A 21,136-nucleotide genomic window follows, 5' to 3' on the forward strand; every position below is an offset into this window, starting at 1 on the left:
TTGCGGAGAGACCTGTCGATTATCCAAGTTCATCCAGGGCGACTTTGTCCATGTCGTCGAAATCCTGGTTCTCGCCGGCCATGGCCCAGACGAAGCGATAGTTGGTGGTGCCCGCGCCGGCGTGGATCGACCAGGAAGGCGACAGCACCGCTTCGCGTTCGCGCACGATGAGGCTCTTGGTCCGTTCGGGTTCACCCATGAGGTGAACGACCATCTGATCGTCGAGTCCCAGGTAAAGATAGATTTCCGTGCGGCGGGAATGGGTGTGAGGAGGCATCGTGTTCCAGACGGAGCCCTCCTCCAGTTCAGTGAAGCCCATCACCAACTGGCAACTGGCGATGCCGCCTGGGTGGATGGCCTTGTGGATGCAGCGCCGTGAGGCATGGCGGGTATCTCCCAGTGGAGTGGCCTGCATTGCGGCTTGGGTGACCAGGGCGGTGGGATAGGATTTGTGGGCCGGCGCGCTTACAAGGTAAAGCGCTGTTTCGCCGCCGCCGGGGGCTTGAAGGAACTCGACCTCCCTGGTGCCCGCGCCGGCGTAGAGCGTGTCCATCGGGCCGAGTTTGTACTCCTCTCCATCGACGCGAATCAAGGCGGAGTGCCCAATGTTGATGACGCCGAGTTCGCGGCGGGCGAGGAAAGCGCCACCGCCCAATTCCTTGAGGGACGGCAGGCGGAGCGAGGGTGTGGGCATGGCGCCACCGATGACCAAGCGGTCCAGGTCGGTCGCGGCCAGTCTCAGTTCTCCGGGCTCGAACAGGCCTTCCACCAGGAAGTAGCTTCTCATTTCGGCCGGCGAGAGATGCTCTGTCTCTTCGCGGCCAGGCATCGTGTAGGTTTGAACACTTGTCATTGCACTAGCACCTCTCCTGCAAGCGCTGGGATTGCCGGCGGCGCCGACAGGAAGCTTCTGCGTTTCACGAAAGCTCCTCGTACATCCATCAGGCAGTCTATCGTTCGGCCGCCGTTGCTGTCGATGCTTTAGACGTCATTGTGCGGATGGTATGCGGAACAGCTTCTGATAGAATTGCGCCGGGCGAGGGCCGTCCATCCGGCGGCGGGTTTCTGCGTCCCCATGAGATTCGGAGGCAGTAGACCGGATGGCGCCGACCGCGGGGGGATCGAACCAATGACTCACGATAATCGCAAATTTCCGCGACGGGCAACCTCACACGCCGGCGGGCTGGCTTTGCTGCTTCTGGTCTCGACGGCCTTTGCCGCAGAGTTGCACGTGTCAGTAAAAGGAAGCGATCGCAACAGTGGTGCTGCGTCCAGTCCGTTGAGAACGATCTCAGCCGCAGCCGCGGTGGCGCAACCTGGCGATGTGATCACCGTGCATGCGGGAGTCTACAGGGAACGCGTGACGCCTCCACGCGGCGGCGGATCCGAATCCAAACGCATTGTCTACAGGGCTGCTCCGGGCGAGCGGGTGACGATTACCGGCGCCGAGGTGATTCGCGGATGGAAAACGGTACAGCCCGGTGTCTGGAAGGTAACGATTCCGAACTCATTCTTTGGCTCATATAACCCATATAAGGATCTGATAGTCGGCGACTGGTTTACCGACAAGGGCCGGCCCCACCATACGGGGGAGGTCTACCTGAACGGCAGATCGCTGTGGGAGACACATCAGCTCGACCGCGTTGTGCAGCCCCAGGCTTCTGTGGATGGGCGCGACCGGGAGGGCTCCACCTGGACATGGTTCACTGAGTCGGATGAAGTGAATACGACGATCTACGCCAACTTCCACGACAGGAATCCAAATGAGGAGTTGGTCGAGATCAATGTCCGGGACAGCTGCTTCTATCCGGCGCAGCCGGGGCGTGACTACATTACGGTCCGTGGGTTCCAGTTGAAGCAGGCAGCGACGCAGTGGGCCGCTCCTACAGCTGAGCAGATCGGGTTGATTGGCACGCACTGGAGCAAAGGCTGGATTATTGAAGACAACGTCATCAGCGACTCCAAGTGCTCCTGCGTGACTTTGGGCAAGGATCGCAAGACGGGGCATAACGTCTGGATGAAAGACCCCAGCCGGGACGGAGCGATTCACTACAACGAGGTGATCGTCCGGGCGCTGGCAATCGGATGGTCCCGGGACAGGATTGGATCGCACGTGGTGAGGAACAACACCATCTTCAACTGTGAGCAGGCCGGAATTGCCGGTAGCCTGGGCGCGGTGTACAGCCAGATCCTGAACAACCACATTTACAGCGTATGGGCGAAGCGTCAGTTCACCGGAGCCGAGATGGGCGGCATCAAGCTGCATGCCGCGATCGACGTGGTGATCAAGGGCAATCGGATACACAATGCGGGGCGTGGATTGTGGCTTGACTGGATGGCGCAGGGGACACGTGTCACGGGCAATCTGTTCTACGACAACACGACTGACGACATCTTTGTCGAGGTCGATCACGGGCCGTTTGTGGTTGATAACAACGTGTTGCTGTCGGAGACGAGCCTGCGGGACTGGTCGGAAGGCGGCGCGTACGCGCACAACCTGATGGCGGGTCGAATCAGCAGCAGTCCAGAGCTGAGCAGGTCGACGCCGTTTCATGGGGCGCACACGACCGCCCTCGCGGGGCTCAGCAATATCAAGGGTGGAGACGACCGCTTCTACAACAACATTCTGATTGGGGGTGCCCAGCCGGTGCAGCCAGCCAGCAGCACTCCCGCGGGGGTGCGGCGCTTTGAGGGGTATGGGCTGTGGGTTTACGACACCAGGGAGGCTCCGCTGCAGGCGGCTGGCAATGTCTACTACTCGGGTGCGCGGCCCTATCGCGGCGAGGCGGCCCCAGTCGTCCTCATCAACGATCCCAAGCCGGGGATCGTGGAGGAAGGCGGGCACGGGTACCTCACGCTCCAACTGGGGTCTGAGATCGCAGAGGCTGCGACAAAGCCGGTCACCACGGGGCTTCTGGGCAAAGCGAAGATCCCGGATCTGGCCTTCGAGAATGCTGATGGGACGGGACTCGTGCTCAACGCCGACTTTGCGGGAAAGCGGCGTAACGGACCAAAGCCCACGCCTGGACCCTTTGAGAACCCCGGGCAGGGGGCGCTGAAGATTGCGCTCTGGTGAAGGTCGGACGGGCCTCAATGCGCAGCCGGCAGCTTCTCGTATAACAGCAATATGGAGCCGGGGCGGGCAGTCAGGGTTACTGGTAAGCCGTTCTCGATGAGCTCGTGCCCACTCAGGAGTGTCGAGCGGGCGGTATCGAGATCGGTGACTTTGTAGCGCGCTGCAGCCTGGATTCCGCGCAGGCGGAATTTCGCCAATTCGAAGGCATTGTCGGCTCGGCGGAAGGCCTGCACCACGCCATCGCCGCGTTCAGGGCGGTTGAACTGCCAGGCGAGCCAGGCGGTTTTGTCGACGGCGTAGGGGGTTAGGGGGTAGAAGTCCGCTGCGTAGAATTCGGAGATGCGCCGCCATTGGGCCAGCATCGATTTCATGCGAGGCAGGCCGTTATCGTAGCGTTCCGCCACCATGCCGATGGAGAGAGCCGGTGTCATCTGGCTTCGAAAAATGTACGGGTCCAGGGAGTTGAAGGCGGACCCGAAGTAGGGAATCCACAAGGCCATGCCGTATGTGAACTGCTGCATCGGCTCCGGGTCATAGGCGTAGTCGCTGCGCCAGAGCGGTACGGCGCGCCGCAAGGTTTCGAGATCGTCACGGCGGCCGCCTGAGGCGCAGTTGTCCAACAACATCGCCGGGAATCGGCGGCGCAATTCGTCCAGATAGGCCAGGTAGCCGGTGACGTACTTGTTCTCCGTAATGCCCTGCCTGTCCTCGGTGTCGGCACTCCGCCAGAGTTTCAACGGTTCGAAGTTGAAGTCCTGTCGGTACAGGTCGATGCCTTGGGTCTGGATCAGGTTGCTGATGTGGCCGGTCACCCAGCGCAGGGCATCCGGATTGCCCAGATTCAGTAGTTTGTCTTTGCCGTCGGGTCCCAGCAGCCATTCCGGATGGTTCTTGTGCAGCCAGGTGCCGTCGGTCACCCGCTCAGGTTCAAACCAGACGATGATCTTCGTGCCCCGTTTGTGAGCTGCGTCGGAGATGGGGACAAAGCCGCGCGGGAACCGGGCAGGATCCACCTCCCAGGTGCCGGTCTTGTACCAGCCGAGTTGGTAGGGGTACCAGCCGGCATCCATCCACCAGTAGTCCAGCTTCAAGCCCGAGTCCAAGGCGTGGTTGAGATACTGCACCTGATTGGCTTCATTTGCCTCCTGCATCTCAACGGTTTGCCGGGAACTGCCGCTGGAGAGCATGGGCGCAGGCAGTCTGCCGCCGGGGCGCGGCAGGTTGTGATCGAGCATCCAGCGCCGCCAGACGTTTTGCGCATCGATCCAATCGCCGCCGCGCCAGAACTGCAGGACGACCAGGGGCGTGCGAATCTCCTCGCCGGGCAGCAGGCGGAGGTGGGTCAATTCCTGGCCGCTCCGGATGCGCACCTTGGTCGCCTTGTCGCGCACAAATTCCGCGGACCACTGAGCCGGCCAGCCCACGGCGACAATTGCTCCGCCCCCCGCCCACTCGAGGTTGAAATTGCCAAGGTCGGTGTCGGTGGGACGGCCGCCCCTGGCCACGAAGGCCTTTCGCGATCCGGCTGCCAGGATGGTTTCCAGAGGCCGAAAATCGGTGGGTGAGTTCGGACTGCCGATGCTGTGATGGAGAGTGAATTCGCCCTCGGGTGTACGTTCCAATTCGGTGTCGAGAGCCTGGATGTCTTCGAGGATGGGCGTAGGAGATGGGCCGGTGTTCCGGAAAAAGACGGTCCACTCAACGGTCGGGTAATCTTTATAAGCGACCGCTTCTGTTCGCACTTGGAGACCGGTGGTGGCGTCGGTGTTAGTGACGCTGATTTGCGTTTTCCGGCCATCGATTTCGCTGCTTGTCCTCTCGACTTTCCATTGGGCGAGAAACTCGGCTGACGGGCGTCCGCCATAGCGGAAAGAGAAGGGCGGATCGACGGAATAAGAAGCGGGCAGCGGTCCGGCTGGGAGATCGGCGAGCCAGACGGTGGAGCCATCTGCGAGTGTGATGCGTGCTTCTGCCCAGTCCAGTTGATCCCACTCTGCCTGATAAGTGCGGGGCCGGTCGCCCACCGCGGAGAGTTTGAGATGGAGTTCGGTGACTCCCTTCAAGTCCGCATGCACGGGCACGGCGGCCATGCCCTCTTTGAGGGTGCCGGATTGAAAGAGCGTGCGGCCGCCCGCCTCTACCGCTGCCACGACGCTGCCGCGCCCCGCATTGTCGTAGTAGCCCAGATCGTTGCTGTCGACGCCGATGATGGCGTCGAAGGACGTTGCAGGCGCGGCCAGTTGGACGACGATCTCTCCAGGGGTGGGCATGGCAATGCCTCGTTCGAAGCTCCTGCCGGCGATCCGCAGTTTGCGGTCGCGGCGGCCATTGCGGTCGAACTTGCCCTGCTTCGTCCGGGCGACCAGTTGGGCGCGGGCGGGACGAGTGTCTGCCTGCGCCATAAACTTGGCTGCGGTCCACTGGCGGGCTTCGAGTTGTGCGCTTTTCGGGGACGGACCGTCGGCGGCGAGCAGGGCGGGGAAGACCGCCACGACGGAGAGGAAGCGAGAGGAGAAGGAGGGGAGGAGGAAAATGCCGGGCATGGAAGTCTAGACCACTATAGTCAAAGCGACAGTCTGGCGACCAGCGGCCGTGGTCTGGCTGCCGGTCTGATCCATCGCAGCCAGGGTGGATCGCCGCGCCCGGATGACGGGACGCCCATCCCTGCCGGGAGAGCCGTGGATTCTACAATATGGCGGTGCTTCTGATCTGGCCAGGGCTGGAATAGCAAGAAGTATATTAAACTGTGAATGGTCTCAAATGCCTCGATTCCTGTTCTTTCGATTCATTCTTATTGGATCTGTTTGTGCAAACCCTTTTCTTTTCGGCCAGGTTTCCAGTGACGAAAAGTACACTCTGTCAGGCAGCGTTGCGAACAGCATTTCGAGTGAGCCGATACAGCGGGCACTCGTGACGCTGCGCCCGAATCCATCCGAACGTTCTCGCGAAAAGAACGACCTTACCTCCAGACAAGTCCTGACCGACCAATCCGGAGCATTCTCTTTTACCAGCCTGAATGCCGGCAGCTATCGGGTGACGGCTCAGAAGCCGCAATTTCAAACGAATCGGGCGGCAGATGTGGTCACACTGGGGCCATCCCGCTCGAATGTCGCGCTGAAGCTGGAGCCGCAGTCCACAGTTGAGGGTACGGTCCTGGATGATTCCGGCCTACCCATCCAGGGCGTCAGCATCCAGGCTGTGCGCGCCGTTGTGTCGGAGGGGCGGCGGACGTTCCGAACGGACCGTACAGTCACCACAGACGATCGTGGCCGGTATCGGATATGGAATCTGAACCCGGGATCCTACTATATGCGGATCGCCGGGCGCGCGGGCGGTACGCGTTCGTACCTTGGGGACAACGCGCCGCTGGTGGAGTGGCCGCAGGCCGTGGCGCCCATCTATCAGGGCCGCGCGGCGGACCGGAGTTCCGCGACTCCCCTAGTGGTATCGCCGGGCCAGCACCTGGCGGTCGATTTCAATGAACCGCTCCGGCCCGCGTTCAAGGTCCGGGGCAACCTGACGAATTACGAAGCGCATGCGAAGATCGTTGTTCAATTACTGACGCCCGAGGGTGAGCCCGTTTCGGCTCGTATCTCAGTGAACGAGGCGAACGGGCGGTTTCAAGTCAATGACGTCACCCCGGGGGTGTACCGGCTTACGGCGACGCAAGGGGTGGGCGAAACACGGCTGCAGGGCGAATGCGAGGTACGGGTTTCGGCGGGCGATGTGGAAGGCGTCGAGCTATCGCTGCAGCGTGGGATTGATCTGTTCGTGACGCAGCGTTGCGACGCAAAGAAGGAGCCGGCTGAAGAGACGCCGTGTTTCGCGGCGATGGAGCTGCGTTTGGGAGATACTTCCTTTCATAGTGGGCAGGATGGTTCCGGCCAGATGGTGTTCAGGAATCTCAGTCCGGGCCGCTATACCTGGAAAGTACAGGGCTTTAGCGGATATGTCGCTGCCGTATCCTTGGGCTCCGAGCCGCTGATCCCTGGTTCTGCCATCCAATTGCGAGCGGGACTGCAACCTGAACGAGTGGAACTCCTGCTTCGTTCGGACGGAGCGTCGATTCAGGGTGAAATCAGCCAGGAGATCAGAAAATGGACGCCAGGCATTGTGGCGGTTCCTGATTTCGAATCCCTCACCGGCCCCGTGGAGGGTCACCCAACGGAGGACGGCAAGTTTCTGGTCCCGAATCTGGCTCCGGGGAACTATACCGTTTTCGCGGTTCCCCGGCTGAGGGAGACTGCCTATCTGGAGCCGGATGTCCTGCGTGGATTCACCAATGGATTTCACGTGAAGGTGGCTCCGGCCGGCGTGGCCGAGGTGACGATTACGGGGGTGTCCCAATGAGGAACACACTGCTGCTGATATTTGTGGCCGCAATCTGTTGGAGCCAGGATCAGCCTGCGGAGTATACGATCGCCGGTACAGTGATCGATTCCGTGTCGAGGCGGCCGATGGGCCGCATCCGAGTGGTGGTGTCGCCGATGAGCCGGCCCGCGGCGGAACTTGCAGCCGGCACGACGGGCGAGGACGGCAATTTTCAGTTCCAGGTGCCGAAGGGCACTTACACGCTTCGGGCGCAAAGGAATGGGCTGATGAGCCAGTCGTATGGCTCAGAATCATTGCGCTCCGACTTCGGGGTTGCAGTCATCACTGGCCCTGGGCAGAGCACGGCCAATCTGACTTTCGCGCTTCACCCGCCTGCCTCGATCTCGGGCACTGTGCTGGATGAGGCCGGAGAGCCGGTGGAAGCTGCAAACGTACAACTGCTGCATGCCACGGTCATCGCGGGGCGGAAGAGTGTATCCACGATGGCCTGGGGCAGGACCAACGATCTGGGCGAGTATCGATTCAGCGGCCTCGGGTCAGGAGAGTATTTTCTTGGCGTCACCGGCAAACCCTGGTTTGCTTCGAATCAGCTACCCGAGTTCGGAGGCGCTGCTGCCTCGTCCGAGTTGCTTCGAACAGCTTTTGTCCCGATGTACTATCCAAATACATCCGACCCTCGGGCTGCTGCCCCTCTCCAAGTCAAGCCCGGACAGGACGCAGTGGCGAACTTCGCGCTATTCACGAAGCCCGGGTTCAGTTTGACAATTCTGTGCGAGTCCTGTGCCGGCAAGATGATGCGGATGGATGTCCTGAGTGAGGGAATTCATGGAACTCAGAGTTACCAGCAGACCGAGTATCTTTACGGACGAAAAGTGATTCCAGCGATACCTCCAGGACAGTACGAGGTGTTGGTCAAAAACCAGGATCCGGCAAAGCCTCTCTCCGCCGCGGCGAAGGTGGATCTGTCCGCAGGCGATGCTGAGGTCACGCTTAGCCCGCAGGAGAGTGCCCGGGTGATCGGGCAGGTTATGCTACGCGAGGCCGACCCGCGTCTCGTTCGCCGGCTATTTGTCAGCTTGCTCAGCGAGGACAACCTGAGCCGGGGCTTTAGCCGCGAACTGGCGGCGGATGGGACGTTTCAGCTGCCTGTGACAACGGCCGGCAGGTACCGCCTGCTGATCACCGGCGTGCCTGGGGTGTATGCGAGTCAGGTCACCTCGGAGGACAGCGCGTTGCGGGACGGGGTCCTGGACATCGGCACGACAACGCAGGTGCGGGTCAACGTGGTGGCCAGCGGCAGCATCGGCCGCGCGAAGGGTTTCGTTCGCCGCAAGGGTGAACCGGTGCCTGGAGTTCTGGTTGTCTTAGCTTCGGCCGCATTGCCCAGTGATCCTCTCGGTTACCTTGGGTATCTGACGGATAGTGACGGAAGCTTCGACTTCAAGAACATACGACCCGGCGAGTACAGGTTATTCGCGCTGACCGATTCGCGGTTTGAGTACGCCAATCCCGCGGCCGTCCGGCCTTATCTTGCGGCGGCCAAGCCACTGGTCGTGGCGAAGAGCAGCCTGATCGAGGAAGATTTGGAGCTGCCCTGAGCCGAGGGAGCTGCGATTCTGGCGAGTGGCCTGCTGTCTGGCTCGGCCGGCAGGACCGTGCGTGGTCGGTGAATGCAGTTGGGCGCATGGGGCCGAAGGTTCCTGGTCGAGCTGGATAGAGGCACTCCGCGAGTGATTCTCCGTGATAGCATCGGCGTGGCGAGAGCCAGATCCAAGGAGTAATAACTATGCAGAGAAGGCCAACGTGGGCGATTGCCGCGGTGATTGCGGCAGCAGCCATGGTGCAAGCCCAGGCGCCGCAGACGCCGCCGGTGGTGTCACCAGAGGTCTCGGCGCAGCGGACGATCACATTCCGATTGACGGCGCCCAAAGCAGAGACGGTGGAATTGCAGGGAGGCGACCTGCCCGGCCTGACCAGGGGCGTGCTGCCGATGGTCAAAGGCGCCAGTGGCGTATGGGAAGGAACCAGCCCTGTAGTGCCCGCGGGCGCGTATCGCTACCGGTTCATGGTGAATGGCGTCGCCGCCATGGATCCTCGCAATCCGCTGATGAGCGAATCGAATACGAACGGCTGGAGCCTGGTTGTGGTGCCTGGAGCCGCCTGGGTGGACGCCGGCCAGGTTCCGCATGGCGCCGTCGCCGCTGTCACCTACTATTCCAAGTCGCTGAGCCGGAACCGCCGGATGCATATCTACACTCCGCCCGGCTATGAACTGGGGAAGGGCAAGTTCCCGATCTTCTATCTACTGCATGGTGCTAGTGATTGCGACGATTCGTGGACGTCCGTCGGGCGGGCCGGCTTTATCCTGGACAACCTGATTGCCGCGGGCACCGCGAAGCCGATGATCGTCGTCATGCCGGCCGGTCACACCTCGACCACGATGGGGCCTCGGGCTGCCGGCGGTCGGGATGAGTTTACGGACGACTTCATGACCGACATCATGCCGTATGTGGAGAGCCATTACCGCATTTTGAAGGGGCGTCAGAACCGCGCGTTGGCCGGCTTGTCCATGGGAGGCGGCCAGACGATGAACATTGGAATGGCGCATCTTGACCAATTTGGGTACATCGGCGTGTTCAGTTCCGGCGTCTTCGGCCGGGGGCCCCGCACTGCTGGTGCGACTGCCCCGGCGATCCCTCCGGAGTGGGAGACGGAGCGTGCCGCCATGCTCGACAATGCCAAGTTGAAGCCTGGTTTGAAAGTGCTGTGGTTTGCCACGGGCAAAGAGGACTTCCTGCTGGGCACGACCAAGGCGACCATTGAGATGCTCAAGAAGCACGGGTTTGACCCTGTCTTCAAGGAGACGGATGGCGGGCATACCTGGCTGAATTGGCGTGACTATTTGAACGAATTTGCTCCAAAACTATTCCGGTAGCCTTGGTGTGCCGCTGAAGCCACTCACCGGGGAGGGCTGCGCCGTTGAATCGCGGCCCTCCGCGAATAATCCTAAATCCCGTGGTGGTTTCTGCCGATCATGACAAGTATGAGGGATATCAACGAATGGCCCGGCGATGGCTCGGTCATGACGGCCGAACAGGTGGCCCAGTTGGAGATCAGCAACCGCAGTTGGGGCAAACAGTTGCGTACTGCGGCGGCGGAACTGGTCAATGAGCGTTTGGCCAATCGAATCAGTCGCGAAGACTATACAGTCCTGCGGACCAGGGGCAAAGCGGATGCGGGGGAACACCAGCGGCGCGCCGCGGTGCTCTCGTCGAGGCTTGTCCGGACGATCTAGTCCTGGACCTCCAATCAACGTGGCAGCCCGGACTGCCCGTAGCCGGCTGTCTTGATTCTTGTTACCGCATGTAGGTGGATGAAGGTGCCGCCCCATCTCGTCGGAATAAAGAGCGAAAACCTCATTGTGTCGCCTCGTGCGGTTGAAGCGGGAGTGCGGCGCTCATCCCTGCCTCCCCGCCTCCTGGCGTGTCTCTTCTCCGTCGTGATGATAGTCATCCCTGTCCAATCGGCGCCACCCGAGTCTATCGCCCGGCCAATGTTGGCGGCTCAGAATGCTGTCCGGGCGAGGGTGGGCGTGCCTGCCCTGGAATGGTCAACCCAGTTGGAGGCGCTGGCTCGCCAGTGGGCGAGTTCGCTGGCGGCGACCGGGCAGTTCCGGCACCGGCCGTCTACGGATTACGGCGAGAATCTGTTCGAGATCATAGGCGATCGGGCCACCCCGGAGCTCGTCGTTGGGAGCTGGGCATCGGAAGCGAAGGACGATACCTTGTCGAGCAACAGGTGCCGACCGGGCGCGCAGTGTGGCCACTATACTCAGATGGTCTGGCGCAACTCGAAGCAGGTCGGCTGCGCAGTAGGCCGTCGCGGCCAGCGCGAAGTTTGGGTTTGTTACTACAACCCGCCAGGCAATTGGGAAGGCGAAAAGCCCTACTAGAGCCCGCGCTACCGAATGCTCACTTTTTGATGCTGGCTGGCAGGCTCGCTACCAGCGATTCAATCCCAGGTACCCCGTCGAAGTCTGTCGAAGCCCCCAGGGCCTTCCACTTCTCATCCTCGGCTGCCCGATGTGATGCGATCGAGGCAGCCAGATACTGCGCATCGGTGCCCAGGAGCAGGTGAAGCGGAGGTTCCTCCAATTCCACAAGTTGTAGCAGTACTTTGGCGGCTTTCTGTGGATCACCCCGCTGCTGCCCGTCATGCTGGCGAGTGAACTCCGCATAAGCCCCAACGGAGGGTTGGTATTCCTCCCGGATCGGGCCGGTCTTCATCGAGGAGCCAGCCCAATCTGTTCGAAAGCCCCCCGGTTCTACAATCGTGACCTTAATGCCCAGGTGCGCCACTTCTTTCGAGAGCACTCCGGAGAAGCCCCCAACGGCCCACTTGGCTGCCTGATACGCGCTAAGCCCTGGAGAGCTGTGCCGCCCCCCGATGGATGATATCTGGATGATGTGTCCGGACCGCTGCTGCCTCATCTGGGGCAAGGCGGCCCGCGACAGGTTCACGACGCCGAAGAAGTTTGTCTCGATCTGAGCACGAAAATCCTCCGCTGCCATATCCTCAACGGAGCCAATGTCGCCATAACCGGCATTGTTCACCAGGACATCCAGCCGCCCGAATCCGTTTACGGCGGTCTGAACCGCGCTGCGGGCGGCTGCGGGATCGGTGACGTCCAGGGCCACAGCCCGCACGTTTGGCCCGTACCTTTCAACCAGGCTCGCGAGCTGTTTCGGGTCCCTCGCCGTGGCAACAGCCTGATGGCCTGCCGCCAGGACGGCTTCCGTGATGGCGCGACCCAGTCCGCGCGAACTGCCTGTGATCAGCCAAACTTTTGAACTCGACATAAGTGGTTTCCTTTCAGGTGGAAAGTACAGCGCGGATGTCCCTGGTCTCCAGAACCCGCTTTGTGAAACCGGCCCGGGCCACGCGCAGCATTGCGAGGCCAATTTCCTCCGTCGTCAGTACATAGGCTGGAAGCGCCCATCTCAGTAGTGGCATCAGTGGCCACAAGGCGGTATAGATAAGCCGGTAGAGGGCAGTCTTCGACCTTGCTCCATGCACCGGCTGAATGAATCCCGGCCGGAACATGTAGCTGGCGTAGAACGGTTGCCTCAGCAATGCATTTTCCGTGGCTCCTTTGACCCGTGCCCACATGATGCGGCCCCTCTCCGAACTGTCGGTTCCGGCGCCCGAAACAAAGACAAATGTCATCCGAGGGTTGAGCCGGACCAGAACGTCGGCTGCGGCCACGGCGAAGTCATAGGTGACCTTGCGGTAGTCGGCCTCCGCCATACCGGCGGAGGAGATGCCCAGGCAGTAGAAACAGGCATCAAACCGGACAAGCTCCGGATCGAGAGCGGCGTAGTCGAGAAGATCCAGGTGGACCACGTCCCGCAGTCTCGGATGTTGGATCCCGGCTGGTGTACGCCCGATCGTCTGTACGAAGTCCACCCCCGGGTCCCGGAGGGCTGTGCGTAGAACACCTTGCCCCACCATGCCGGTCGCCCCGAAGATCAATACTCTCATCGCCTCACCTCTTTGCCTGGGTAAGCCTATTCCCATTTCATAGATGTGTGAGTGCTCACTCAAGTTTCAGGTTGGTGCATTACTCCCGCGGATCCACTCCAAAGTGACTGAGGGGACAGGGTCAGTCGTTGAACTGAGGTCTTCCTTGGGGTAGGCCCGCCGCTTCAGGCCTTGAGGCGCAGCACGAGTCTGTCCTCACCCAAGTGCTGCACCTCGTAGGTTCTCGGCCCTTCGCCAGAATCTTCCAGCGAGAGCAAATCCTGTTCATCCAGACTCCATCGGCCACTCGGGATCATCGACGGCAAATCTGCCGGCGATGGCCCTAGTGTGCACAGTACCCCCCCGGGTTTCAGGTCAAATCCATAGCGGCCCCGGCTGGGGGGAAACTGGTAGGACGCCGGTCGAAAGACCATTTCGTCGCTGGAATCCTCCTCGTGAGAGTGGATCCAACTCCGCAACAAATGGGCCTTGTCGATTCTGCCCACCTAAACCTCGGGGTTCGCGACTACCGTCCGGCCCATTGCGGATCGGGGCCCGTCCAGCGCCGCGGCCATGCGAGCCGCCTGTCCCTGCGTGAACATGACCATCGCATCATCGTCGACATAATCCATGTAGTTCACGAACATATCGCCGTTCGGGCCATTGCTGCAGGAAACGTGCGGAAAAACCGGCTTGCCGTAGTTTGGCCGTTGCGCCGGAGGTGTATCCGCCACGTCGTCATTGCCAGAACAATCCAGCCGGTCGCCCCAGATATGGATCAGATTGAGCCAGTGACCGACCTCGTGTGTTGTGGTGCGACCCAGATCGAAGGGCGCCGTCGCCGTGCCCACAGTTCCGAAGGCTGAGTGGAGGATCACCACTCCATCACTGGCAGCAGGACCTCCGGGGAATTGTGCGTAGCCGAGCAGTCCTCCACCCAACTGGCACACCCAGATGTTCAGGTACCTGTCAGTGGGCCATGCATCAGCCCCGCCCCTGGCGGCCGACTTCACATCGTCGTTGGTGCTGAACGATGACGTCTTTGTCGAGGTCCTGGTGATGCCCGACGTTGGCGCACCCTTCGGATCCGTTGTAGCCAGGGCGAACTGGATGCGCGTGTCGCTGGCCAGATTTGTCCAGACCGCGGGCACTTTGATGATGTCGGGGTTCGTGGCGCGGAAGTCCTTGTTTAGTACATCCATCTGACTCGCCACCTGCGCGTCACTGATATTGCCGTCCGGTGTGGAGTACACAACATGCACCGCAACCGGAATTTCCGTTACTCCGGGCCGTGCGTTCTCGAGTCCAAAGTACAGGAACCGGGTTAAATGCTGCTCAATCTCCAGCCGGCGAGCCTGGTATTCCGGATCCTGCAGCAATCGTTGATGAACTTCGGGCGCGCCGCATTTGCGGATGCGTGGTTGGGGCAGTGGTTGTTCGTCCGGCAACGTGGGCCTCCTATCCTACTATTCCTATCCAGGATGCCTCACGGGGCGCAAACCGTAAACCGCTCTTGCGGGTGGGCGGGTCGTCAGAGCAGATCGGCCTGCAGATCAAACGTCCGACGCATGTCAATCCCTTCCGTTGCCGCCGCCCCATGGAAGATAACGTGAAAGTCCAGCAGATAGTAGTACCGTCCGGATGGCCAGTCCGCCTTCCCGTTCAGCACAACACGGATGGCTGTTCCCTGGGATAAGTTGGCCAGATGCCTGGAGCGTCGTTTGGGAGAAGGCAACATCCTCTGGCAGGCTTCCTGATCCAGTCGAACCTTGAGCGAATCCTTCGTAAAACCGAATCCGAAGACGCCGGCGCAATCAAGATCCCGCGCAGCACGGATTGCAGGCGGCTTCAGTAGAGCCCCATCCAAATCAACATCGCATTCCACAATCGCGCGTTCGATTGGACTGGCAGCCCAGCCATGGATTACGGTTCCGACCCAGCGTTCCATGGACAGCGGCTCCAGATGCCGACGGGTTTCGGGCATCCTCCAAACTGCCTTTGGGAAGGACTGACTGCGCTTGATCAGAAGGACAGTTTGAGGCAATTGATGAGGCTAGCAGACGACCGCAGGGAAGGGAAGCCGGCCGGATTCCGCGTGTGCTTGGCGGTTCAGGGATGCCCAAAGCCAAGCTCCGAAATGTTACCTTTGTCTCCCCTTGTCAAACTAGGAGAAAGGGGCTACGCTATTCCTAGCCAGACTAGGAGAGCGCATTGTGACGAAGACTGCTGAACTTTTGCCGGGCACGCTGGATATGCTCATCCTCAAAGCGGTGTCACTGAAACCGCTGCACGGGTACGGTGTCCTGCTGCGCATCAAGCAGATCTCCGGCGAGGCTCTCGACATCCCGCAAGGATCGCTCTATCCGGCCCTTTACCGGCTGGAGCATCAGGAGCTCATTGCGGCCGAGTGGGCTCAGAGTGACAACAACCGCAAAGCGAAGTTCTATACGCTGACGCCCGCGGGGCGACGCCGGTTGAAAGAAGAGACGGCCAGTTGGAACCGGCTGGCCGTGGCGATGTCGGCGGCGCTCAGCGCCACCTCTGAGGAGGTCTAGATGTTGAATCGACTCCGCTCGATTTGGCATGTCCTCTCACGCCGCGGCAGTTTCGAAGCCGGAATGAAGGACGAACTGAGCTTTCACATGGAGGAATACACCCGGGATCTGATCCGATCTGGAATGTCGCCGAAAGAGGCGGAACGCCAGGCTCGGCTCGAGTTTGGGGGTGTGAATACCGTGGAGGAAGAGTGCCGGGAAGCGCGTCGCTTGCACGTATTCGACGAACTCGGACGGGAACTTCGCTACGCTGCCAGACTGCTGCGGAAGTCCCCCGGATTCACGGCCACCGCGCTGCTGACCATCGCGATCTGCCTGGGCGCGAATCTCACGATCTTCGCGGTGATGGACTCGATCCTTCTGCGCCCGCTGCCGTTCCCCGAGGCCGGCCGCCTGGTGACCGTCTACAACTCCTACCCGAAGGCAGGGGTGGACCGCGATGGTTCCTCCATCACCAATTACTATGAGCGCCGCGGACAGATTCCCGCATTTGCCTCTCTCTCGCTCTACCAAAACGGCACTGCCATCGTGGGGGAGTCGGGATTGACGGCACGCGAACAAGTCCTGCAAGTGACGCCCGAGTTCTTTACGACCCTCGGTGCGGGCCCGGTTCTTGGCCGTGCGTTCACCGAAAGCGAGACATCCTTTAAGACCGACAATGTGGTCATCCTGAGTGCGGCTTACTGGCGCCAGCATTTCCAGTCGGACCCGGCCGCGATCGGCCGTCAGTTGCGTGTGGACGGCAATCCCTCGACGATCGTCGGCATCCTGCCAGTGGGTTTCCGCTTTCTCTCCTCGGAGGCGAAGCTGTTCCGCCCCCTGGCCTCGAGCGCCGAATCGCGGACTCCACAGAGCCGGCACTCCGGCGGCAATTCGAAACACATGATCGCGCGCCTTGCCGATGGCGCCACCCTGGCCTTGGCGCAGACCCAGATTGATGCGCAGAACGCATCCCTGGGCGCGGACAATCCCAAGGAAGCACAGTTCCTTGCCGATGCCGGCTTCCGTTCGGTTGTCGCCGGACTGCACGCGGACCATGTGGCCGGGATTCGGCCCGTACTGCTGTGGATGCAAGCGGGTGCGATCGCGCTGTTGCTCATAGGCACTGTGAACCTGATGAACCTGCTGCTGGTCAGGGCGAACGGCCGTACGAAGGAAATCGCGGTACGGCAGGCATTGGGCGCCAGCCGCTTCCACGTCGTCAGCGAAGCCTTCGTTGAAACGTCATTGATCACCCTGGGCGGTGGCCTCCTGGGCCTCCTGATGGGCATGGCCGGGGTACGTTTACTGTCTGCGCTGGGTGCCGACCGCCTGCCGTTGGGGAGCCAGATCGCAATCGATTTTCGGGTGGCAGCCGTCGCATTCCTGAGTGCCTTGTTGTTGGGGATTCTGTTGGGAATGCCGATCGTATGGATGAACCTGCGAGGCCGCGCGACCGCCGCGATCCGATCGGAGGCACGCGGCGCCACTTCCAACCGAGCCGCCCAGCGCCTGCGCCATGCATTCATCGTCGCCCAGATCGCATTGGCGTTTGTACTGCTCTCCGCGGCAGGTGTTCTCGGGCTCAGCCTGGAGCGGGCCATGGCCATTTCGCCCGGCTTCCGGCAGGACCATGTCCTCACCAGCGTGGTCTCCGTACCGTGGAACAGCTACCGTAGTTGGCCTGAGCGCCTGGCTTTGAACGAGAAGCTCCTTCGTGGACTAGCCGCCCAGCCCGGCGTCGCGGCCACTGGCCTGGTCAACAACGTGCCGTTCAGCGGCAAGACCGGAAAGAGCGCGGCGGCCGTAAAAGGGCACATCCGCCGTGCTGGGGAGGCGCCGCGAGGCCACTTTGCCTATGGAGTCGACGGTGACTACTTCGCCGCCATGGGCCTTCACTTACGTGAAGGACGCTTCCTCACTGCGGCCGATTCCCGTCGCAGCGGGCGAGTCTGCGTGGTCGACGAAGACTTCGCGCGCTACTACTGGCCGGCATCCAGCGCTCTGGGCCAACTCGTCTTCAACGGCCCTGACGTCAAGGCGGACGCCGAGGCATTCACCGTGGTGGGCGTCGTCGGCAACGTGAAACAGGCGGGTTTGACCGATGAGGCGGCCCAGGGCGCCGTTTACTACCCCTATGCCATGCGCTCGGATGAGAACCTATTCGTGGTCGTGCGCACCAGCCTCCCGCCCGAGACCCTGGCTCTCACCCTGCAACGGACTGTCCGGCAGATCGATCCTGACCTGCCGCTGAGCGAACAGCGTTCCATGGACGCCCGAGTCGCCGACAGTCTCATCGCCTACCGTTCTCCCGCGCTGGCTGCCGCCATCTTCTCGGTCGTCGCCATGCTGCTGACCGGCCTTGGCACCTACGGCGTCCTGAGCTACGCGGTCACTCAGCGGCGCCGCGAAATCGGCCTCAGAATGGCCCTTGGCGCCCGTCCAGGGCAAATCAAGGCGCAGTTCCTCAAGCTCGCACTGCATCTGCTGGGCAGTGGTGTCGCGGCCGGACTGCTGGGCGCCTGGTTCGCGGGAGAGTTCATGCGGGCTCTCTTATTCCGCGTGCCGCCATTCCACGCAGCCACCCTTGGTGTCTCTATCGCCCTGATCGGACTGGTGGCACTGGGCGCCTGCCTGATCCCTTCGCATCGAGCGGCGCGCATCTCGCCCATGGAGGCACTCGCCGGTGAGTAGCTGACAACTTGAGTAGTCCGAATCCGAATCCACCTCCGGCGAATCTATGCTTTAGATGTCCGGCCCTACATTGACCCTCACCTATATTGGCGGACCCACGGCACTGATCCGATTCGGACGCGTCCGCCTGCTCACTGATCCGACCTTTGATCCGCCCGGCAGTGACTATACAACCGGGCCTGTCACGCTGGAGAAGTTGACCGGGCCGGCGATTCCCGCGGATCAGATTGGATCCGTCGACTATGTACTGCTCAGTCACGATCACCATTTCGACAACCTGGATCACTCGGGGCGCACGCTCCTCTCCACCGCAAGATCGGTGCTCACCACCGTGGCCGGAGCGCAACGCCTGGGCGCCAACAGCGTGGGCATGCAGCCTTGGCAGAGACTGGAATTCGATACCGGCGACGGAAGAGCCTTGAACGTCGTAGCGACTCCTGGACGACACGGCCCCAGCGATGGGGACCGCGGACCAGTGGTTGGCTTCGTCCTCTACTTCTCGGACGCCCCTGATCGCTGCATCTACTTTTCCGGCGATACGGTCTGGTATGAGGATGTGGCCGAGATCGGGCGACGCTTCCCGGTCAAAGTTGCCATTCTGAATCTGGGTGCGGCCCGGGTGCCAGTGGTCGGCCCGCAGCATCTCACGATGACCGCGGCCGAGGCCGTTGAATTCGCCAAGACCTTCGAGAAGGCGACGATCGTGCCTCTACACTTCGAAGGCTGGCGGCACTTCTCTGAAGGGAAGAATGAGATCGCTTTGGCGTTCGCCAATGCCGCCCTGGCCACGCGGCTCTGTTGGCCCGAGTTGGGCGGCACAACGCCAATTGTGATCTGATCCTGCGGGCCGCGCGAGTTCAGGCAGGGTGGGCAGCGGAATTTACTGTACAACGAGGATGGGCGCCTGCCAGAATGCTGCCTTCTGCCCGTCCGGATTCAGCACCGTCAACTGGCAGTCGTACTTGCCCGGCGCCAGTCCTGCCAGTGGAATCTCGAACTGAATCGGAAGTGTCTTCAGTCGCCCGCCGCCGCTTGCCGTCACCTCAACCGGAGTCGATTCGAAGGCCTTTGCCTGGTCGCGATAGAAGCTTACCACCGCAATCAGTGGTTGAGCCTCGGCCGGACCTTGCTGGTATGAATGCAGGAATACCAGCAGGCTGCGATCCCTGCTGAAGACTCTCGTCACGCTGGGAATCAGCTTCTGTCCATCCTGCACGAGTGGATTCACATCATCGTGGCGGTCTTTCTCCTTCAGGGCGTTGTATATCGCATCTTTCATATCCACGCGCTGGCTGCTCAGGACGACCGAACTGATGGGCAGGCGGTCTTCGTCCTTGTTCAGATTCGGAATCACGAACTTCGACTGGTAGGTCCCAATCCGGCCTGTCTCCGCATCGCGTGCCAGGAACTTGATGGTGTACTCGCCCGGCAGCAGGGTATAGCCGGTGTCGTAGACAATCGGCCTTTTTGCCAATTCCGCCGCGGTCGCCTCACTCAACTTCGCGGTGACCTTATCCCGCAGATTCATCACCGTGGTCCCGAACGAGTTCTTGATCTCTCCGATGAAGTCGATCACAGTCCGGTCAGCGCCGTGGCGCTTGGCCAGGGCTAATTCACGGCCTGGGATCTTCACCACGACCGGCACGTAGTATTCTGCGCGGTTCAACTGGAAATAGTCGATCTCCATCGCTATGGTCAATTCCGTGATTGGATCGGGCAGCATGAGCGCATCTTCGAGTTGCCGCTCCTTATCCGCCACGGAGAATTTCGTGAACTGCTTTCCGGCGAAGTACCCCTGGCGATAATCCAGGTTCGCGGCCATCTCATTGTTCAGGGTGATTTTGATCCGCCGGAACTTTCCGTCCTGCGCCGCATTCGACGCGTAGTAGCCGATGACGTAGTAACTGGAGATGGCTTCCGCGGCCTGTACAATTCCCTTTGTCAGGTCGTTCGTGTCGAAGAGGGCTTTGCCACCCGTGTCCGCCGCCAAAGCGTAGAGGGTATCCTGCGACTGTTGGAAACGCGCAGTGTTTGCCTGCATCCCGGCGCCGGTGTACATCCCGGCATTGCCCGGTGAGGCTTGCGACGCATCGCCCATCGGAGCATCGGCTACAAGTCCGCGCGCGTCGATTGGCCAGAACGAAACGCCCGAACGGATGGCCGAGTTCACCGTGGCCATCAATTGCGCCTGGTTATTCATCCCATTGAGCCGCAAACCGCTGGAGAAATAGATCAGCGATTTCTTCGCGCTGAGTTGGCCCAGCATCTTCGCTGCCGTCTGCAGGGCTGACAGTTGCCGGTCGGTGTTGAAAATGTTGAATTCGCTGTCGTCCTGTCCAAACGCCGCTCCAGTGTCTCCAGTGGCCGCGTCGTTTGTTGACTCATCAAGGCCTTGCCCCTCGCCGATGATCAGCGTCTGCAGAATGCTAAGCAGGCGATTGCGGTCGTCTGTGAAATCCTGCAGGACTTCCACAGCCGCGCCGGAATACCGCAGGATGGCAAACAGGTCATCCGGTGTCATCTGGCTGCGGATGAACTTCTGTGCCGCGGCCAGCGCACGGATCTGCTCAGCCTGCTGCATGGCGGTCATGTCGAAATACAACACCATCAGGCGCCGGTTCTTATACCGGCCGTCGCCGGGCGTTTCGGTCGCGATTCGAGTCTGTCCCAGCTTTTCGTAGACCTTCACCTGCTCGGGGCCGGCGGGCGGCGCACCTGTCGCGGCGGTTGAGAGCCTCTGATACTCGAAGACCCGGATCTGCTGGGGTACGCCGTCCTCTGTGACCGTGAAGTCCTTGGCGGTCAGGCCCTCTACCGGTTTGCCCTGCTTGTCGGTGACAGTTACGGTTTCGACAACTAATTGCGCCCCGGCCGTGAAGGTAGCGGTCTCGGGCTTGCCCGCCGAGGCATTCCCGCCCACCTGCTGCGCAAACGCGGCGAGCGACCAAAAGAACGTGAATAGGATTACTGGCCGCATCGA

At 61.2% G+C, this 21,136-nt stretch carries 16 protein-coding genes; 9 read left to right on the plus strand and 7 right to left on the minus strand.

Annotated elements, in window-relative coordinates; genetic code table 11:
- Nucleotides 1–19 precede the first annotated feature (19 nt).
- Nucleotides 20–853, minus strand: a complete 834-nt coding sequence (gene kduI / locus ACR9Y2_RS29735) for a 5-dehydro-4-deoxy-D-glucuronate isomerase (protein WP_435045507.1) — start codon at nucleotides 851–853, stop codon at nucleotides 20–22.
- Between the two features lie 378 nt (nucleotides 854–1,231).
- Between kduI and ACR9Y2_RS29740 the strand changes: the two genes are divergently transcribed.
- Nucleotides 1,232–3,076, plus strand: a complete 1,845-nt coding sequence (locus ACR9Y2_RS29740; RefSeq protein ID WP_435045508.1) for a right-handed parallel beta-helix repeat-containing protein — start codon at nucleotides 1,232–1,234, stop codon at nucleotides 3,074–3,076.
- Between the two features lie 14 nt (nucleotides 3,077–3,090).
- Here ACR9Y2_RS29740 and ACR9Y2_RS29745 read toward each other — a convergent pair whose 3' ends face one another.
- Nucleotides 3,091–5,619 carry an alpha-galactosidase gene (locus ACR9Y2_RS29745; RefSeq protein WP_435045509.1) on the minus strand — a complete coding sequence of 843 codons (2,529 nt, stop codon included), beginning with the start codon at nucleotides 5,617–5,619 and terminating at the stop codon, nucleotides 3,091–3,093.
- A gap of 217 nt (nucleotides 5,620–5,836) precedes the next feature.
- On the opposite strand from ACR9Y2_RS29745, the gene ACR9Y2_RS29750 reads away from it, so the two are divergent.
- The 5 genes from ACR9Y2_RS29750 (at nucleotide 5,837) to ACR9Y2_RS29770 (ending at nucleotide 11,360) form a co-directional block, all read left to right on the plus strand.
- Nucleotides 5,837–7,426, plus strand: a complete 1,590-nt coding sequence (locus tag ACR9Y2_RS29750) for an MSCRAMM family protein (RefSeq protein ID WP_435045510.1) — start codon at nucleotides 5,837–5,839, stop codon at nucleotides 7,424–7,426.
- Nucleotides 7,423–9,006, plus strand: a complete 1,584-nt coding sequence (locus ACR9Y2_RS29755; RefSeq protein WP_435045511.1) for an MSCRAMM family protein — start codon at nucleotides 7,423–7,425, stop codon at nucleotides 9,004–9,006. Before ACR9Y2_RS29750 ends, ACR9Y2_RS29755 begins: the two co-directional genes overlap by 4 nt.
- A 188-nt stretch (nucleotides 9,007–9,194) precedes the next feature.
- On the plus strand, nucleotides 9,195–10,343 hold the full coding sequence (locus tag ACR9Y2_RS29760; RefSeq protein ID WP_435045512.1) for an alpha/beta hydrolase-fold protein: 1,149 nt from the start codon (nucleotides 9,195–9,197) through the stop codon (nucleotides 10,341–10,343).
- A gap of 108 nt (nucleotides 10,344–10,451) precedes the next feature.
- Nucleotides 10,452–10,703, plus strand: a complete 252-nt coding sequence (locus ACR9Y2_RS29765; RefSeq protein WP_435045513.1) for a hypothetical protein — start codon at nucleotides 10,452–10,454, stop codon at nucleotides 10,701–10,703.
- A 258-nt stretch (nucleotides 10,704–10,961) separates the two neighbouring features.
- On the plus strand, nucleotides 10,962–11,360 hold the full coding sequence (locus ACR9Y2_RS29770) for a CAP domain-containing protein (RefSeq protein ID WP_435045514.1): 399 nt from the start codon (nucleotides 10,962–10,964) through the stop codon (nucleotides 11,358–11,360).
- A gap of 19 nt (nucleotides 11,361–11,379) precedes the next feature.
- Here the strand turns inward: ACR9Y2_RS29770 and ACR9Y2_RS29775 are convergent, their stop codons facing one another.
- The 4 genes from ACR9Y2_RS29775 to ACR9Y2_RS29790 form a co-directional block, all read right to left on the minus strand.
- The gene (locus tag ACR9Y2_RS29775) at nucleotides 11,380–12,267 is read right to left on the minus strand and encodes an oxidoreductase (protein ID WP_435045515.1); all 888 of its coding nucleotides are present in this window, start codon (nucleotides 12,265–12,267) and stop codon (nucleotides 11,380–11,382) included.
- 13 nt (nucleotides 12,268–12,280) lie between these two features.
- Nucleotides 12,281–12,949, minus strand: coding sequence for an NAD-dependent epimerase/dehydratase family protein (locus ACR9Y2_RS29780; protein WP_435045516.1), 669 nt, complete (start codon nucleotides 12,947–12,949; stop codon nucleotides 12,281–12,283).
- A 485-nt stretch (nucleotides 12,950–13,434) separates the two neighbouring features.
- Nucleotides 13,435–14,376, minus strand: a complete 942-nt coding sequence (locus tag ACR9Y2_RS29785; RefSeq protein WP_435045517.1) for a zinc metalloprotease — start codon at nucleotides 14,374–14,376, stop codon at nucleotides 13,435–13,437.
- A gap of 83 nt (nucleotides 14,377–14,459) precedes the next feature.
- On the minus strand, nucleotides 14,460–14,876 hold the full coding sequence (locus ACR9Y2_RS29790; RefSeq protein WP_435045518.1) for a hypothetical protein: 417 nt from the start codon (nucleotides 14,874–14,876) through the stop codon (nucleotides 14,460–14,462).
- A gap of 265 nt (nucleotides 14,877–15,141) precedes the next feature.
- On the opposite strand from ACR9Y2_RS29790, the gene ACR9Y2_RS29795 reads away from it, so the two are divergent.
- The 3 genes from ACR9Y2_RS29795 to ACR9Y2_RS29805 are packed head-to-tail and all read left to right on the plus strand — an operon-like array spanning nucleotide 15,142 to nucleotide 18,994.
- The gene (locus ACR9Y2_RS29795; RefSeq protein WP_435045519.1) at nucleotides 15,142–15,483 is read left to right on the plus strand and encodes a PadR family transcriptional regulator; all 342 of its coding nucleotides are present in this window, start codon (nucleotides 15,142–15,144) and stop codon (nucleotides 15,481–15,483) included.
- A complete protein-coding gene (locus tag ACR9Y2_RS29800; protein WP_435045520.1) occupies nucleotides 15,484–18,156 on the plus strand; it encodes an ADOP family duplicated permease in 2,673 nt (890 codons plus the stop codon). It begins immediately after the preceding gene.
- Nucleotides 18,157–18,211: 55 nt separating this feature from the next.
- Nucleotides 18,212–18,994 (plus strand): MBL fold metallo-hydrolase, encoded by a 783-nt coding sequence (locus tag ACR9Y2_RS29805; RefSeq protein WP_435045521.1) that lies wholly within the window; start codon nucleotides 18,212–18,214, stop codon nucleotides 18,992–18,994.
- 42 nt (nucleotides 18,995–19,036) lie between these two features.
- Here the strand turns inward: ACR9Y2_RS29805 and ACR9Y2_RS29810 are convergent, their stop codons facing one another.
- Nucleotides 19,037–21,133: a VWA domain-containing protein gene (locus ACR9Y2_RS29810; protein WP_435045522.1), complete on the minus strand. Its 2,097-nt coding sequence runs from the start codon at nucleotides 21,131–21,133 to the stop codon at nucleotides 19,037–19,039.
- Between the last annotated feature and the right edge of the window lie 3 nt (nucleotides 21,134–21,136).

This window comes from Paludibaculum fermentans (genome assembly GCF_051172195.1).
GTDB lineage: Bacteria > Acidobacteriota > Terriglobia > Bryobacterales > Bryobacteraceae > Paludibaculum > Paludibaculum fermentans_A.

Bases quoted from the DNA above. Each gene is read 5' to 3' on its own strand.
- ACR9Y2_RS29780 (WP_435045516.1), bottom strand. From the start codon at position 12,949: ATGAGAGTATTGATCTTCGGGGCGACCGGCATGGTGGGGCAAGGTGTT.
- ACR9Y2_RS29800 (WP_435045520.1), top strand. From the start codon at position 15,484: ATGTTGAATCGACTCCGCTCGATTTGGCATGTCCTCTCACGCCGCGGC.
- ACR9Y2_RS29745 (WP_435045509.1), bottom strand. From the start codon at position 5,619: ATGCCCGGCATTTTCCTCCTCCCCTCCTTCTCCTCTCGCTTCCTCTCC.
- ACR9Y2_RS29755 (WP_435045511.1), top strand. From the start codon at position 7,423: ATGAGGAACACACTGCTGCTGATATTTGTGGCCGCAATCTGTTGGAGC.
- kduI (WP_435045507.1), bottom strand. From the start codon at position 853: ATGACAAGTGTTCAAACCTACACGATGCCTGGCCGCGAAGAGACAGAG.
- ACR9Y2_RS29750 (WP_435045510.1), top strand. From the start codon at position 5,837: ATGCCTCGATTCCTGTTCTTTCGATTCATTCTTATTGGATCTGTTTGT.
- ACR9Y2_RS29760 (WP_435045512.1), top strand. From the start codon at position 9,195: ATGCAGAGAAGGCCAACGTGGGCGATTGCCGCGGTGATTGCGGCAGCA.
- ACR9Y2_RS29790 (WP_435045518.1), bottom strand. From the start codon at position 14,876: ATGGAACGCTGGGTCGGAACCGTAATCCATGGCTGGGCTGCCAGTCCA.
- ACR9Y2_RS29805 (WP_435045521.1), top strand. From the start codon at position 18,212: ATGTCCGGCCCTACATTGACCCTCACCTATATTGGCGGACCCACGGCA.
- ACR9Y2_RS29775 (WP_435045515.1), bottom strand. From the start codon at position 12,267: ATGTCGAGTTCAAAAGTTTGGCTGATCACAGGCAGTTCGCGCGGACTG.
- ACR9Y2_RS29765 (WP_435045513.1), top strand. From the start codon at position 10,452: ATGAGGGATATCAACGAATGGCCCGGCGATGGCTCGGTCATGACGGCC.
- ACR9Y2_RS29810 (WP_435045522.1), bottom strand. From the start codon at position 21,133: ATGCGGCCAGTAATCCTATTCACGTTCTTTTGGTCGCTCGCCGCGTTT.
- ACR9Y2_RS29770 (WP_435045514.1), top strand. From the start codon at position 10,962: ATGTTGGCGGCTCAGAATGCTGTCCGGGCGAGGGTGGGCGTGCCTGCC.